Below are 12,919 nucleotides of genomic sequence, written 5' to 3'. Positions count from 1 at the left end.
CAGATTCAGGCCGAGGTCTGGGCATCCTGGGCCAAGCCCTCGATACCGGCGGATTTTCCCCAGGGGGCGTCGCCCGCGCCGACCTTCTGCTTTACGCTTCCGGCAAGCTCGTCAATGGCCAGCCACGCCTGGCACTGGGGGCACTGGCGAAGGCTGATGGAGGCGTCGATCCGCGCGTTGTAAAGATAGCGGAACTTGGCCACCGGGGCTTCAAAGCTGCATTCGGTGCACTTCATTTTCGTTTTCCTTCCGTTTGGGTTCCGGCAGCGGAGGCTTGTCGCCCCCCGCCGCCGGTTTTAGTGGATCAGATTCCCTGGATGGTGCGTTGTATAATATTGTCCTGGGTCTTACGGCTGATATCCACGAAGTGCGCGGAGTATCCCGCCACCCGGACGATGACCTCCTGATACTTTTCCGGATCCTTCTGGGCCGAGCGAAGGGTCTCGTCGGAGACCATGTTGAACTGAACGTGATCCAGGCCAAGATCGGCCCAGGTCTTGATGTAGGCCCTCCAGAGCTGGTAGCCCTTTTCGCCTGCGAGCTGGGTTGGGGAGAGGCGCTGATTCAGAAGAAAGGCGCGCCCGTCGCCCACGTGGTCGATCTTGCCGCAGGATTTCAAAACCGCCGTGGGGCCTTTCTTGTCCAGGCCGGGGCCGGGCGAAATGCCGCCGTCGTAAAGGGCGTCGCCGTGCCGCCTGCCGTTGGGAAGGGCTCCCACGATGGAGGAGTAATGGATGTTGCCTGAGACGTTTTCCGGCAGAAGCGGCCAGTTGTTGCCGCTGGGGCACTTGATCACCTTGGAGTGCCGGGCCACTTCCTTTAGGCAGCGCACCATGATGGAGTCGACGTAGTCATCGTCGTTGCCCCACTTGGGCGCGTTCACGAAATCGAGCCTCATCTGCTCCCGGCCTTCCCAGTTGGTGCGAAGGGCGTCCAGAAGCTCGGTCATGGTGTATTTTTTGTCGTCGAAAACAAGCTTCTTCACCGCCGCAAGGCTGTCTATGTTTTCAACCCAGGTGAAGCCGGTTATCCAGCAGTTGCCCCGGTCGCCCACAGGGCTTACCGCGTCCAGGCCGGACTCCACGGCCCGCTCGTAGGTGGCGGAAAGGAAGGGCCTGCCATAGAATTCCGGGTCCTTGTAACGGCCAAGGTTAACCGTGCGCACCAGGGTGTTGGTGAGCCATTCCATCTGGGTCACCCAGGCGGCGAAAAGCTGTTCGAAGTCCGTGAACTTTGAGGCGTCTCCGGTTTTGGGTCCCATCTGCATCTGCACCACGTGATCGAAACCGTTATGCAGGGCGTATTCCACCATCTTGGCGCAGTTTGCCGTGGCCGAAGCCATGCGCATGGGCTGAACCCCGTTCTTGGTGGTGGGGCAGGGGCTCATGCAGGCCTGGTGCACCCAGGTGCGGGCTTCTTCCAGCGGGTGGCCGTGCCAGTGCATGGCGTTCTGGATAAGAACAGGATCGTTTCTGATGGAAGGATAGCCAAGGCCGTGGCGTATGCACTCGAAGACCTCGCGCATCACCTCGTCCTTCACCTTGGGGTGCCAGCGGAAACCGAAGGTGGGGTTGGCCACGCGAACCATGCGGGCCGCCTGCAGAAAGGCTATGGTGAGATCGTTGCAGGCGTCGGAGCCGTCTTTATTGACGCCGCCAAGTGTCCACACCCAGGTTCCCGTGATGCCCTGGAGTCCCTCCCGCGCCCAGCGGGGGCCGAAGCCGCCCACCTCGTAGGCCCGGATCATGAACTCGCCCACGAGGTCCAGCGCCTCCTCGCGGGTGATGTTCTTTTCGACGTTCACGTCCTTGTCGTACATGGGCCAGTGGTAGTAATCTGGCCGGGCCGGCCACGCGCCCTCGTGTGCCTCCAGGCGGGCCAGCATCTGCACGAAATGGTCGTACTGCAATGATTCCTGAAGATTGCGCGGAGGATGGGCCGGTACGTGCTCGCAGGTTTCGGCGATCCTTATCAGCTCATCTTTGCGCTTGGGGTCGGTTTCGTAGTTTTCGGCGATGATCCGGGCCAGCCGGGCAAAGCGGTTGGCGTAGCGGATGGCCGCCTCCAGCATCATCTTCATGGCGTCCCAGTTCTGGAGCCTGTCGTAAAGCGGCAGGATGTCCGGTCCGGGCCTGCCCATGGTTCTGTCTTCGGCCTTTTCTATGTTTTCATCGATTTTTTCGATGATGTCCGAAAAGCCGTTTCTCTGGGCGAACAAAAACTCGTAGTCCTTGCCGGAGTAGCCGTAGGCCGACGTGGGAGCGCCCCAGCCGATTGCCCCTGAAAGGAACTTCACGGCGTCTTCCGGGTCCAGAATCCGGGCCACCTTGTCAATGGCGGTGTTGCCCGCCCAGATTGCGTTTAAGTCAGCCACCTTTTTTAATGATGCCTGCTCCGGCTCCGGCATGATGCCGGGCTCGTTGTAGAGCTCCTCGTTGACTACTGAGGCTCCGTCTATGCGCCAGGCCAGGGTGTTGGGGGTGGTGCCCATGTAGCCCACAAGCTGGGCGTGGTCGGTTATGAAGATGGTCATGTTGTCCAGAACGTGGCTCATGGCCTTGGCCCTGCGCAGCATGGGCGGATCGAACTTCCACCAGTTGTACATCTGGGTGAAGAGGGTGGGGATTTCCAGGTCAACCTTGATTCCGGGGGCGTAGTTGCCGCCGATTGCGCCCTTTTTCCACACGGCCTTCCTTAGATAGTCAAGGCGTTTGGAGCGCTTCTTTTCGGCGATCCACCACCATTCCTGTTTTTTCTCAAGCTCTTCAACGCTCTGGGTCAATGCCGCATCAGCCATTTTCGTTACTCCTTTTTGATGTCCGCCCGATGGATACTATCGCTCAACCTGCTTTAATCACTCGCAATCGCTCCGGCTTTTGAGCTCGACGGCGAGGTACGGGGCACGGGGGCAGACTACCTGTCCCGTCTTATGTGCAGGTTATTCGAGCCTGGATAAAAACGTCAGACACTCGGCTGGAGCGTTTTTATCCAGGCGTCGCCCCCCGCCATTCCGGGGCGCGGGGCGATCTCGATTTCTTTGGCCCGCCTATTTGTTGGCGGAAAACTCCGACGCCGATTCGGGGACTTCGTCCTCGGCGTTGACGGGTTTCACCTTGTAGTAGGCCTGGCGGGGATCAACCACCCGCTCCACGTAGTCGCCGCGATTGGGGTTGTCCTGGTGCGGAAAAAAATTCTTCGATTCCTTGTACTTCATGGCCTTGTCCTCCTGTAAGTTTTCGGTTGCGGAAAAAAGCTCTTACTTGCCCTTGCTTTCCATCTGCCGTTGAACCCGCCTGTAGCTGGGGTCCGCCACCTCGTTGCCGTCTGTGTCAATGAAATCCATGCGCTCGAAGTACGTGCAACGGGCGGCTTCGGTGTTGAACATGGTTGGGTGGCCCACTTCGCCTTCTGTGACGAAAACCGGCTGGGCGCTTAAAATGTTCGATCCCATCTTGAGAATCTTGCACAGGCCCCGGCCATCCGAGGCGTAGGCGTTTTCGGCGAAGTTCTTGCAAAAGCCGCAGGCGGTGGCCGGCACGTTCTCGCGCTCCTCCACCGAGCGGGCCCTGGTGACTTCGCCGTACATGCTGTCCTGGACCTGCTTCCATTGATCACGTCTTCCCATATTGCCTCCATTGCGGCCGTCGGAAAACGCGATCCGGCAGTATTCACGCGTCGTTTTCCATCGGCCTTGTGTGTGGTTGTTAAAATTATTCCCGTTAATTTTTTTGCAGGCACAGTGCCAAGCCTGGATAAAAACGATGAAATGCAAGGAAGATTGAAACGGGCGGGGAGGAATAGTACTTTTCGTACATGACGACCCGACCGTTTCAATCTGACACAGCAGTTCGCGTTTTTAGACAGGTGTTATCCGCCGATGGTGACTTCCGGCACATAGTCCAGAAACAGGTTGATGATGGGCTCAAGCATGGAATCGTCGTAGCCTTCGCCCGTGGGAAACTCGTAATCCATGCCAAAGGCCCGGTACTTGCCGCCCGCGTAAGGGTGATACGGCAGAAGGTCCACGCCGCTCACGGCCTCCCCAAGCTCCGCCGCGAACTTCGCGGTTGCTGTGAAGTTCTCCTCCGTGTCGTTAACGTTGGGGATCACCGGGACCCGGAGGCGCATCTTCAAGCCCCGCGCGGCCATTTTCCGGGCGTTGGATAAAATGAGCGCGTTGTCCCGGCCCGTGTAGGACTTGTGGGCTGCTGGGTCCATGTGCTTTATGTCCAGAAGCACCATGTCAACGTATTCCAGCACCTTCTCGTAGTCGGCCCAGGCCGCGTGTCCGCAGGTGTCAAGTGCCGTGTGGACGCGTTCGTTGGGGTCAGGGTCGGATTTCGCCGCCCGCATGAGGGCGGCCACGAAGGCCGGCTGACTCATGGGCTCGCCGCCGGAAACCGTCATGCCGCCGCCGGAGGTCTTGTAGAAGGGCTTGTCGTTGATTACCTCCACCATCACGTCGCTTGATGACATCACCCGGCCCCAGACGATCAGGGCGTCGTGGGCGCAGGCCGCCGCGCACTGCATGCAGTCCGAGCACAGGGCGCGGGCCACGTGGGGAAAGCCGTTGCCGTTCATGTGAAGGGCCCCCGTGGGGCAGGCGGGCAGGCACTCGCCGCAGACCTTGCAGTTACTCACGTAGGGGATCACCTCCGGGAACCGGCGCTTGCCCTCCGGGTTGTGGCACCAGCGGCAGTCCAGGAGGCACCCCTTGAGGAAGACCGTGGTGCGGTATCCGGGCCCGTCGTTCACGCACATGCGCTGGATGTCGTTCACCACGCCCCAGCTTATTTGGATGTCCTGGCTCATGCCTTATTCCTCCGCCTTTCCATCCTCGAAGCCCGATCCCCCCACCGTCGCCGGTATGCCTTTTTCCCGGTAGAAGTCCACGGGAATTTCCAGCATGGACGGCTCCATGGCCTGGATTTCCCCCATGGGCCAGTCAATTCCCAGCCAGTCGTACTTGTCCTGGCACCAGTTGTGATAAGGCAGAAGATCGAGCCGGGAAATTTTCCCCGGAAGATTCGCCAGAAATTCGGCGGCTTCCTTGTGAAAGCCGAGGGAATCGTTGTAATCGGGGACCACCGGAATCCGCACCCACACGTCCTTGCCACTTTTGGTAAGGCGCTTCAAATTTTCCAGGATGATGCCGTTGTCCACCCCGGTCTTTTCCTTGTGGGCCGCCGGGTCCAGGTGCTTGATGTCGTAAAGAATCACGTCGGCGTGGCGGGCCAGCCGCTCCAGGTTTTCCCAGGATGAGAAGCCGTTGGTGTCGAGGCAGACGTGAAGTCCACGGTTCTTGGCTTCCGTCAGAAGGGCTTCGGCGAATTCCATGTTGGCGGTTGGCTCGCCGCCGGAGAGGGTCATTCCTCCGCCCGAGTTGTCGTAAAAGGGCCGGTCCTGCTCCACCTCGTACAAAATCTCGTCGATGGTCATGGGCTTTCCGGTAATCACCAGCGCCCCGTAGGCGCAGGCGTCCACGCAGGCCATGCAGCGGTCGCACTTTTTCCGGTCGATCTTCCGGTACCGCGACTCCGGCGGCTGTGAAAGGGCCGGGTCTATGGGCGGATTTATGGCGTCCTTCGGGCAGGCGGTAAGGCAGGCCCCGCACTGGACGCAAAGGCGGCGCTTCCAGAAAATCTCAGGCTCCCGCGATATGGTTTCCGGGTTGTGGCACCAAGCGCAGGAAAGCGGGCAGCCCTTTAAAAAGACGTTGGTGCGGAAGCCCGGCCCGTCGTTCACCGCGAATTTCTGAATGTCGGTAACAAGGCATGTTTCAGGCATCTGCGCCGTCCTTTTTTTCGCCCTTGCCGGGGCGGTTTTCACGGGTGAAGGTCTTTCCGCGAAGGGCTGAAGTCCCCCACACTTTTCCGCTCGCGTAGTCTTCCGCGTCTTCGGCCTCTTCGCAGTAAACAGGCCCGTTACACTTGGGGCATTGCCGGTATGTGTCGCCCCCCGCCGCGTGGGCGTGGGAGAGAAACCGGAAATCGATCTTGGCCGCGCAGTGGCCGCACTGGGGGCATTTCAAAGTCATCATGGTTACAGCCCCCCCGCTACTTCCTTCATGTCCGTAACATTTTCCAGGCCAGCCACCATGTCCGCGACTTTGAGGGCCTTGGCGGATCCGATCACGGGCGAGGCCAGATCGAGGAATTTCGCCCGCACGTTGACCTGTTTCTTGTCAAGGGGCGGAATCTTCTGGAGAATGTCAGAGAAGGCGGACACGGTTTTACCGGCCTTGGTTGTGATCTCGACGTTTGCTTCCAGCGCCGTCTTTTCCGGGTCCTTCACAAGCTCCACCCGGGCGGTGAGGGCCTTTACCGCCGGGTCCGCCACCATCTCGTCGGTGAAGGCCGCCATGCCGGTGACGTCCCTCAAAAGGGCGTTCGCCACGCAGTATGGAACCGAGAACTTGCCCTCAAGCCCCGTCTGTGGCGTAAGTTTCGCCGCCGCCTGCATGGTGACTTCCGAGCAGAAGACGCGGATTTTTTCGATGTCCGAGACCGCGATTCCGTGCTCCTTCACGCAGTCCCGGGCCGCTTCCAGGGGCGAATGGGTGGCGTGGCAGGAGGCGTGATATTTCTGCGACAGGTTCACCACGTCCCATCCCAAGCCCAGAAAACCCAGGATGTCCGGGTTGACCTTGCCCTTCAATGCCTCGAAAAAACCCTGGGGGCCTTCAAGTATGTCCTCCGCCGCCGTGAAACCGTCCTCGGCCAAAAGCGCCGCAGTGAGCCCGGCGCTGGAGGCCCTGCCCGCGTGAAAGGGCTTCACCATTGTTCCGAAGTTGCGCTTCAGGCCCGACGCCAGGGTTCCGCCGATGCCTAGCGCCCAGAGGGTGCGCTCCTCGTCGAGCCCAAGGAGCTTCGCGCAGCCTGCCGCCGAGGCCAGGTGCCCAAGGGTGGATGTTCCGTGCCAGCCGCCCAGGTAGTGGTCGAGCCCGGCGCAGGCCCCTATGGTTCCGCCGGTCTGAAGGCCGATGAGATAGGCCGCCAGAAATTCCCTGCCGCTCAATCCCCTGTCTTCGGATAAGGCCAGGAGGGACGGAAAGAGCGTGACGGACGGATGGCCCAGAAAGGATACCAGGGTGTCGTCGTAATCCAGGGCGTGGGCCGCCGCGCCGTTAATAAGGGCCGCCTGCTCCAGGCTCGCCTTGCGGCCAAGGCCGATGAGGGTGGCCGAGGGCTTTCCGCCCATCACGTCCGCGTACTTCACGAGTTTGCCCACCAGGGGGTCGTCCTTGCCGCCGTAGGTGACGGCCAGGGTGTCCAGAAAGGCCACCTTGGCGTGCTCGTAGATTTCAGCCGGAATCGCGGACGCTTCGGTGTTCACTATGAAGCGGGCCAGCCGCCGGGTCATTCCGAGATTTTCCTGGGTCATTTTTTCGTTTCTCCTGAGGCCGCCTCCGCCATCCTGGGCAGAAGCGTTTCAACCGCCGTATATGGGTCGCTTTCGCGTTCCAGAATTTGGGACACGGCCTTGTCCAAAGCCCCGTTTTTACCGAATTTTGCGATGAGACGGTTTAAAATCTCGCCTTCCAGAAGCGTCAGTATTTCCGCCTTTATGCGCTCCCTCATCCAGGTTTCTCGGTTCCTGGAGCGGCCCGCGTGGGCGTCCACAGCCTTCACAACCTCGTCGATTCCAAGGCCTTTCAGGGCCGAAACCTTCAAGACCGGGGACTGGTCGCCGCCCGCTATGGAGAGCATCCCCAATACGTCCGCCACAACCTCATCAGCGCCTTCCCGGTCCGCCTTGTTCACCACGTAGATGTCGGCGATTTCCATGATTCCGGCCTTGAGGGCCTGGATTCCGTCGCCCTGGCCGGGGGTGAGAACCACCATCACGCAGTCCGCCGCTTTCACCACCTCTATCTCGTCCTGGCCCACCCCCACGGTTTCGATGAGGATCAAATCCTTGCCGAAGGCGGCCATTATCCGGGCCACGTCCCGCGCCCCCTGGCAGAGCCCGCCCAGCGCGCCGCGCGTGGCCATCGATCTTATGAAGATATCCGGGTGGGTGGAACTTTCCCGCATCCGCAGGCGGTCGCCCAGAAGAGCCCCGCCCGAAAATGGAGAGCTTGGGTCAACAGCGATGACGCCTATTTTTCTTCCCGCTTTGGCAAAGGCCCCTGCGATGGCGTTGGTGAGGGTGCTTTTTCCCGCGCCGGGGCTGCCTGTGATTCCCACCACCACGGCCCCGCCGGATGCCGGATACAGGGCCTTCATGGCCTCGTGCCATCCGGGCTCGCGGTTTTCCACGCGGGTGATGATCCGGGCAAGGCTCCGCACGTCGCCTTTTAAAACCCCGTCGGTCAGTTCTTTCCAGGAAGCCTTTGCCACGCCACGGTTTTCCTTAAAGACGTTCAACTGCATCGCATTAGTTATGTCTCAACCCTGGGAGCGCGGGCGTCCCGCCCGCTTTTGCCGGAAATGGCGGGCGGGACGCCCGCGCTCCCAGGAAAGATCAAACCCGCCCGGCCAGTCTCTGAGCGCTACAGCTTCACCTGCTGATAGACTCCAAAAACTTCCCTCATGACATCGCAGATTTCCTGCAAGGTGCAGTCGTTTTCCACAGCCTCGCAGATGTCCGGCATGAGGTTCTTGTTTTCGTCCTTCGCGTGATCTTTCAGGGTGTTTAAGAGCGAGGCGACGGTCCTGTTGTCGCGCTCGCGCTTGAGCGCCTTAAGTTTGGCCACCTGGCGCTCCTCGGCTGTGGCCATGCGCACCGGGTCATAAGTCGGCTCCACGGCGGTGTTGACCCTCACATCCTGCTCAAGGGGGCCGGTGAAGCAGTTGACGCCCACCACAAGGTCTTCCTGGGACTCGATGCGCTTCTGCTTCTCATAGGCGGATTTCGCCACGGCCCGCTGCATGTAGCCGGAATCTATGGCCGCCACCGCCCCGCCCATGGCCTCGATTTTCGCCATTTCCGCAAGGGCCTCGGCTTCGGTCTGATCCGTGAGGCTCTCCATGAAATACGACCCGGCCCAGGGGTCCTGCACGTCGGTGAGACCGGTTTCGTACATGAGGATCCGGGTGGCGTCGAACTGCATCTGGGTGGCTTCCTGGCTGTGGCCAAGGCCCATAGGCTCGTCCCAGGGCGGGAAGGCCGCCGGGATGTAACCCGTCATGCCAGCCGCCACCCCGCCAACTGCGGCCCGCACCCAGTTGTTGATGGGCCTCTGGAGGGTTGTTGACGAGCAGCCGATGTGGGCCGAAACCGGCTGGCGGATGATCATGGCCTTGGGATTTGTGGCCCCGAAGGTCTCCTTCAAAAGCCTGGAATAGATGCGGCGGGAGGCCCTGTGAAAGGCGATCTCGTGATAAATCTCCATGCTGCCGCCGAAGGCGTTGAAGGTGAACATCTGGGCGAAGTCGTTGATGTCGAGCCCAGCCTCGATTCCCGCCTTCAAGTAGGCCGCCGCGTTGGCCATGGAGAAGGCCAGGTCCTGCACGCGTGTAGCGCCCGCCTCGCGCATGTGGTAGCCGCCGATGGAATTCACGTTGAATTTCGGCATGTTCCGCCGCATGAAGACCAGCGAGTCCTTGAACAGGCGAAGGCTCGGCCCCGGCGGATAGATGTAGGTGCCGCGCGCTATGAATTCCTTTAAAATGTCGTTCTGGGGCGTGCCGTGGAGTTTGGCGGGGTCTACCCCGCGCTTTTTGGCCAAAACATAATACATGGCCAGGATCACCACGCAGGGCGCGTTGATGGTGAAATTGGACGGCTGTTTGTCGATTTCCTTGTCGCCGGTGTAGGGCTCGTAGATCACGGCCAGATCGCGGAAGGTGTCAATGGCCACGCCCACCTTGCCGATTTCACCCTCGGCGTACTCGGAGTCCGAATCATAGCCGCACTGGGTGGCCAGATCGAAGGCGATGTTGGGCCCGCCCGTGCGGCCCATGGAATGCATCCTGATCAGATAGTCGCGGTAATCCTCTGCTGTGCCGAAGCCGCCGTATTTGCCCACGCCCCGCGTGCCGCCCCAGTCGGGCCGGAACCCGAAAAGGGCCGCCAGCTTTGAATTCGCCTTCCAGAACTCCACCGAGGCGTTTCCGGCTGTGAAGGGGTATTCGCCGGGAAAGCCTACCTTATTAAGAAAATCGTGTTCCGGAAGGTCCACCGGGGTGCAGAAGCTCGTTACGGGCTTTTCCAGGTTGAATTTCTTCAGCCTGGGGGTGAGCTCTTCCTCCTCCCACCGGGCCTTTTCCTTTTTTATTTTTTCGATGTCGCTCATGGGGGCGTAAGCTCCTATCGGGATTATCCCCGTATCATTTCGATTTCTTGGCGATTTCTGTCTTGATGAATTCCGCCACCGCCGTTATGGGCGTTCCTGCGGTGAAGACTCCCGCCACGCCCATTTTCTCCAGGGGTTCCACGTCGGCATCCGGTATGACCCCGCCCACGATCACCATTATGTCGCCCGCATTGGCGTCTTTCAGGCGGTCCAGCACCTTTTGGGTGAGGGAAAGGTGCGCGCCCGAAAGAATGGAAAGCCCCACCACGTCGGCGTCTTCCTCAACTGCGGCCCTGGCTATTTCCTGGGGCGTCTGGCGAAGGCCCGTGTAGATGACCTCGAAGCCCGCGTCCCTAAGGCCGTATGCGATGATGCGCGCGCCGCGTTCATGGCCGTCCAGGCCCGGTTTTGCGATCAGAACCCGGATTTTTCCGCCCTCTTCCATTTGTTCCTCCCATGTGCGCGCCCCTTTTCGGGCAACGGCAAAATATGGACAATTGTCCTTTTCATCCATGATAGAGCAAGATGAGTGCCAAAGGAGGATGCTTTTAAGGTATGCTTGTTATTTCAGGATGTTGAACTGGAAAGGCCCTTGACGGGAAACCGTCCCGCGCCCGCCCGGACAGGGCGCAGGCGGGCGCAGTTGACTCATGATTCGAAAAAGACGGGGCCGGAGCGGGTCGCGCTACGGCTTAAGAGCTTGAAATAATTGGCGGGACGCCTCAAATTGGGTCATGATGACCCAAAGTATCCAATTTGGGTCAAATCAGCCCAAACTGCTGCATCTTGCGGAAAAGGGTTTTTCGGGAAATTCCAAGGGCCAGGGCGGTCCTGGACTTGTTCCAGCGGTTCTGGTCCAGGGCCTCCTGGATCACGTTCTTTTCCACACTCTGGGTGGCGTCCCTAAGGCCCACCTGGCCTTCCTCGTCCTCGCCGGAGTACGCGGGGTTGGCGGCAGGATTGTGCGCGAATGCTGAAGGAGCTGGCGAAGGCTCGGCCCCCCGCCCGGAGTGGCCGCCAAGGGCCTGGGGGGTGAGGAAGTCCAGGCGCTTCACCGTAAGGTAGCGCTGGATCACGTTCTGAAGCTCCCGGACGTTGCCCGGCCAGTCGTAGTTGGAAAGGGCCTCCATCACCTGCCCCGGAAGGGGCACGAATTTTTTATCGGGCGAGTAGACCCGAAGGAAATGCTCCACCAGAAGCGGTATGTCGTCCTTGCGCTGGCGAAGGGGCGGGATGGTGATGGGGATTATGTGGATTCTGAAGAAGAAGTCCTCGCGCATCTGGCCCTTGCGGCAAAGGTCCATGAGGTTCCGGTTGGTGGCGGCGATGATCCTGAAATTGGAGGTCTTGGTGGCGTTGGACCCCACCGGGGTGTAGCCGCCGCCCTCAATTGCCCGCAGGAGCTTCACCTGGAGGACCGGGGTAAGCTCGCCCACCTCGTCCAGAAAAAGGGTGCCCGCGTCGGCAAGGTCCAAAAACCCGTGCTTGTCGGTGTGGGCGCCGGTGAAGGCCCCCTTCTTGTGGCCGAAAAACTCGCTTTCCAGAAGGTTTTCGGGAATGGCCGCGCAGTTCACGGGCACGAAATCGTTCTTGCTGCGGCTGCTCATGAGATGAATGGCGCGCGCCACAAGCTCCTTGCCCGTGCCGGACTCACCGTATATTATGACGTTGGCGGAGGTGGCTGCGGCGTTAAGCACCAGCTCGTAAACCTTCTGCATGGCGGGGCTTTTGCCGATTATGTCGCCGAACTTGTAGCGGTCCTTGATCGAGCTTCGCAGATTGACGTTTTCACGCCGGAGCTGCTCGGCCTCCTCCTTCATGGAAAGCTCTTTTTCCTTGGCCTCGGTGATGTCCCGCACGGTTATGATGATGCTTGGCTTTTCCTTCCAGAAGATGCGGTTTCCCCTGCCCTCCACCCAGATTTCCGCGCCGTCCTTTTTCTTCCAGCGGGCCTGGAAAAAGCGCTCCTGGGCAAGCCCCGCCGCCAGGGCGTCGTAAAGCTCCCGGAAGTATATGGTGTAGCTTTCGGCGGCAAGGTCCAGGGGCTTCACCTTCATCAGCTCTTCCATGCTTTCATAGCCGCACATGTCGCAAAAGGCCCGGTTCACGAAAAGGATTTTCGGGCCGGTGAAGAGCATCACGCCCTCGGTCATGCGCTCGGCGAAAAGATGATAAAGGGCCTCGCTTTCCTTCAAGGCGCTTTCGGCCTGCTTCACCGGGCTCATATCCAGGCCCATGCCCACAAGGTAGGCCTTGTCGTCGATGCGGGTGCTCTGGCCGGTGAAAAAATACGGAATGGCCCGCCCGTCCTTGGTGGTCATGCGGGCCTCGGTGACCCCGAAACCCGTGGCGAAGGCCCCCCTTATGGCCCGGAGGACCGTGCGGCGGTCGGCCTCGGTGATCATTTCCAGAAGGTCGTCCTGCTTGAGATCGTCCTGGCTGTAGCCCGTGACGGCTTCTGCGTTTTCGTTCCAGAGGACCAGTTTCAGCTTCTCGTCGAAAACGTAGAAGATGCCCGGAAGCCCGCGCAGAAGGGCCTCGAAGAACCTGCTCTTCTCCTCGAGCTTCCCCTTTTGCTCGGCAAGTATATTGAGGTGTTCGGCCAGGACGTACTTGGGGTCGGTTGGTGACATGAACGCCTCTTTTCCGGGAAGGGAAGACGGGTTGGGAACAGGGACG

At 60.2% G+C, this 12,919-nt stretch carries 12 protein-coding genes; all 12 read right to left on the bottom strand.

All coding sequences use genetic code 11. From position 1 onward, the window contains the following. Positions 1-5 precede the first annotated feature (5 nt). The gene (locus HZB23_00495; GenBank protein ID MBI5843129.1) at positions 6-236 is read right to left on the bottom strand and encodes a hypothetical protein; all 231 of its coding nucleotides are present in this window, start codon (positions 234-236) and stop codon (positions 6-8) included. Between the two features lie 68 nt (positions 237-304). Continuing rightward, complete coding sequence (locus tag HZB23_00490; protein MBI5843128.1) at positions 305-2,797, bottom strand: formate acetyltransferase; 2,493 nt, start codon at positions 2,795-2,797, stop codon at positions 305-307. Between the two features lie 249 nt (positions 2,798-3,046). Further along, positions 3,047-3,214 (bottom strand): benzylsuccinate synthase gamma subunit family protein, encoded by a 168-nt coding sequence (locus HZB23_00485; protein MBI5843127.1) that lies wholly within the window; start codon positions 3,212-3,214, stop codon positions 3,047-3,049. Between the two features lie 42 nt (positions 3,215-3,256). Next, the gene (locus HZB23_00480) at positions 3,257-3,625 is read right to left on the bottom strand and encodes a hypothetical protein (protein ID MBI5843126.1); all 369 of its coding nucleotides are present in this window, start codon (positions 3,623-3,625) and stop codon (positions 3,257-3,259) included. A gap of 242 nt (positions 3,626-3,867) precedes the next feature. Next, on the bottom strand, positions 3,868-4,812 hold the full coding sequence (locus HZB23_00475; GenBank protein MBI5843125.1) for a glycyl-radical enzyme activating protein: 945 nt from the start codon (positions 4,810-4,812) through the stop codon (positions 3,868-3,870). A 3-nt stretch (positions 4,813-4,815) separates the two neighbouring features. After that, a complete protein-coding gene (locus HZB23_00470; GenBank protein MBI5843124.1) occupies positions 4,816-5,787 on the bottom strand; it encodes a glycyl-radical enzyme activating protein in 972 nt (323 codons plus the stop codon). After that, complete coding sequence (locus tag HZB23_00465; GenBank protein MBI5843123.1) at positions 5,780-6,040, bottom strand: hypothetical protein; 261 nt, start codon at positions 6,038-6,040, stop codon at positions 5,780-5,782. Before HZB23_00465 ends, HZB23_00470 begins: the two co-directional genes overlap by 8 nt. 2 nt (positions 6,041-6,042) lie before the next feature. Continuing rightward, the gene (locus HZB23_00460) at positions 6,043-7,383 is read right to left on the bottom strand and encodes an MmgE/PrpD family protein (GenBank protein MBI5843122.1); all 1,341 of its coding nucleotides are present in this window, start codon (positions 7,381-7,383) and stop codon (positions 6,043-6,045) included. After that, positions 7,380-8,375, bottom strand: coding sequence for a methylmalonyl Co-A mutase-associated GTPase MeaB (gene meaB / locus HZB23_00455; GenBank protein MBI5843121.1), 996 nt, complete (start codon positions 8,373-8,375; stop codon positions 7,380-7,382). The genes HZB23_00460 and meaB overlap by 4 nt, the downstream gene beginning before the upstream one ends. Positions 8,376-8,494: 119 nt before the next feature. Then, positions 8,495-10,240: a methylmalonyl-CoA mutase gene (locus HZB23_00450; GenBank protein ID MBI5843120.1), complete on the bottom strand. Its 1,746-nt coding sequence runs from the start codon at positions 10,238-10,240 to the stop codon at positions 8,495-8,497. A 34-nt stretch (positions 10,241-10,274) separates the two neighbouring features. Beyond that, entirely contained in the window at positions 10,275-10,685 is a 411-nt protein-coding gene (locus HZB23_00445) for a cobalamin B12-binding domain-containing protein (protein ID MBI5843119.1), read from the bottom strand. 316 nt (positions 10,686-11,001) lie between these two features. Beyond that, complete coding sequence (locus HZB23_00440) at positions 11,002-12,873, bottom strand: sigma-54-dependent Fis family transcriptional regulator (protein ID MBI5843118.1); 1,872 nt, start codon at positions 12,871-12,873, stop codon at positions 11,002-11,004. Between the last annotated feature and the right edge of the window lie 46 nt (positions 12,874-12,919).

The sequence above is a fragment of the Deltaproteobacteria bacterium genome, assembly GCA_016235345.1.
Lineage (GTDB): Bacteria > Desulfobacterota > Desulfobacteria > Desulfobacterales > Desulfatibacillaceae > JACRLG01.
Note: the sequence above shows the minus strand (reverse complement) of the source record. Positions and strands in the feature narration are given on the sequence as shown.

Excerpts from the sequence above, each read along its gene's own strand:
- HZB23_00495 (MBI5843129.1), bottom strand. The coding sequence starts at position 236 with ATGAAGTGCACCGAATGCAGCTTTGAAGCCCCGGTGGCCAAGTTCCGC.
- HZB23_00490 (MBI5843128.1), bottom strand. The coding sequence starts at position 2,797 with ATGGCTGATGCGGCATTGACCCAGAGCGTTGAAGAGCTTGAGAAAAAA.
- HZB23_00485 (MBI5843127.1), bottom strand. The coding sequence starts at position 3,214 with ATGAAGTACAAGGAATCGAAGAATTTTTTTCCGCACCAGGACAACCCC.
- HZB23_00480 (MBI5843126.1), bottom strand. The coding sequence starts at position 3,625 with ATGGGAAGACGTGATCAATGGAAGCAGGTCCAGGACAGCATGTACGGC.
- HZB23_00475 (MBI5843125.1), bottom strand. The coding sequence starts at position 4,812 with ATGAGCCAGGACATCCAAATAAGCTGGGGCGTGGTGAACGACATCCAG.
- HZB23_00470 (MBI5843124.1), bottom strand. The coding sequence starts at position 5,787 with ATGCCTGAAACATGCCTTGTTACCGACATTCAGAAATTCGCGGTGAAC.
- HZB23_00465 (MBI5843123.1), bottom strand. The coding sequence starts at position 6,040 with ATGATGACTTTGAAATGCCCCCAGTGCGGCCACTGCGCGGCCAAGATC.
- HZB23_00460 (MBI5843122.1), bottom strand. The coding sequence starts at position 7,383 with ATGACCCAGGAAAATCTCGGAATGACCCGGCGGCTGGCCCGCTTCATA.
- meaB (MBI5843121.1), bottom strand. The coding sequence starts at position 8,375 with ATGCAGTTGAACGTCTTTAAGGAAAACCGTGGCGTGGCAAAGGCTTCC.
- HZB23_00450 (MBI5843120.1), bottom strand. The coding sequence starts at position 10,240 with ATGAGCGACATCGAAAAAATAAAAAAGGAAAAGGCCCGGTGGGAGGAG.
- HZB23_00445 (MBI5843119.1), bottom strand. The coding sequence starts at position 10,685 with ATGGAAGAGGGCGGAAAAATCCGGGTTCTGATCGCAAAACCGGGCCTG.
- HZB23_00440 (MBI5843118.1), bottom strand. The coding sequence starts at position 12,873 with ATGTCACCAACCGACCCCAAGTACGTCCTGGCCGAACACCTCAATATA.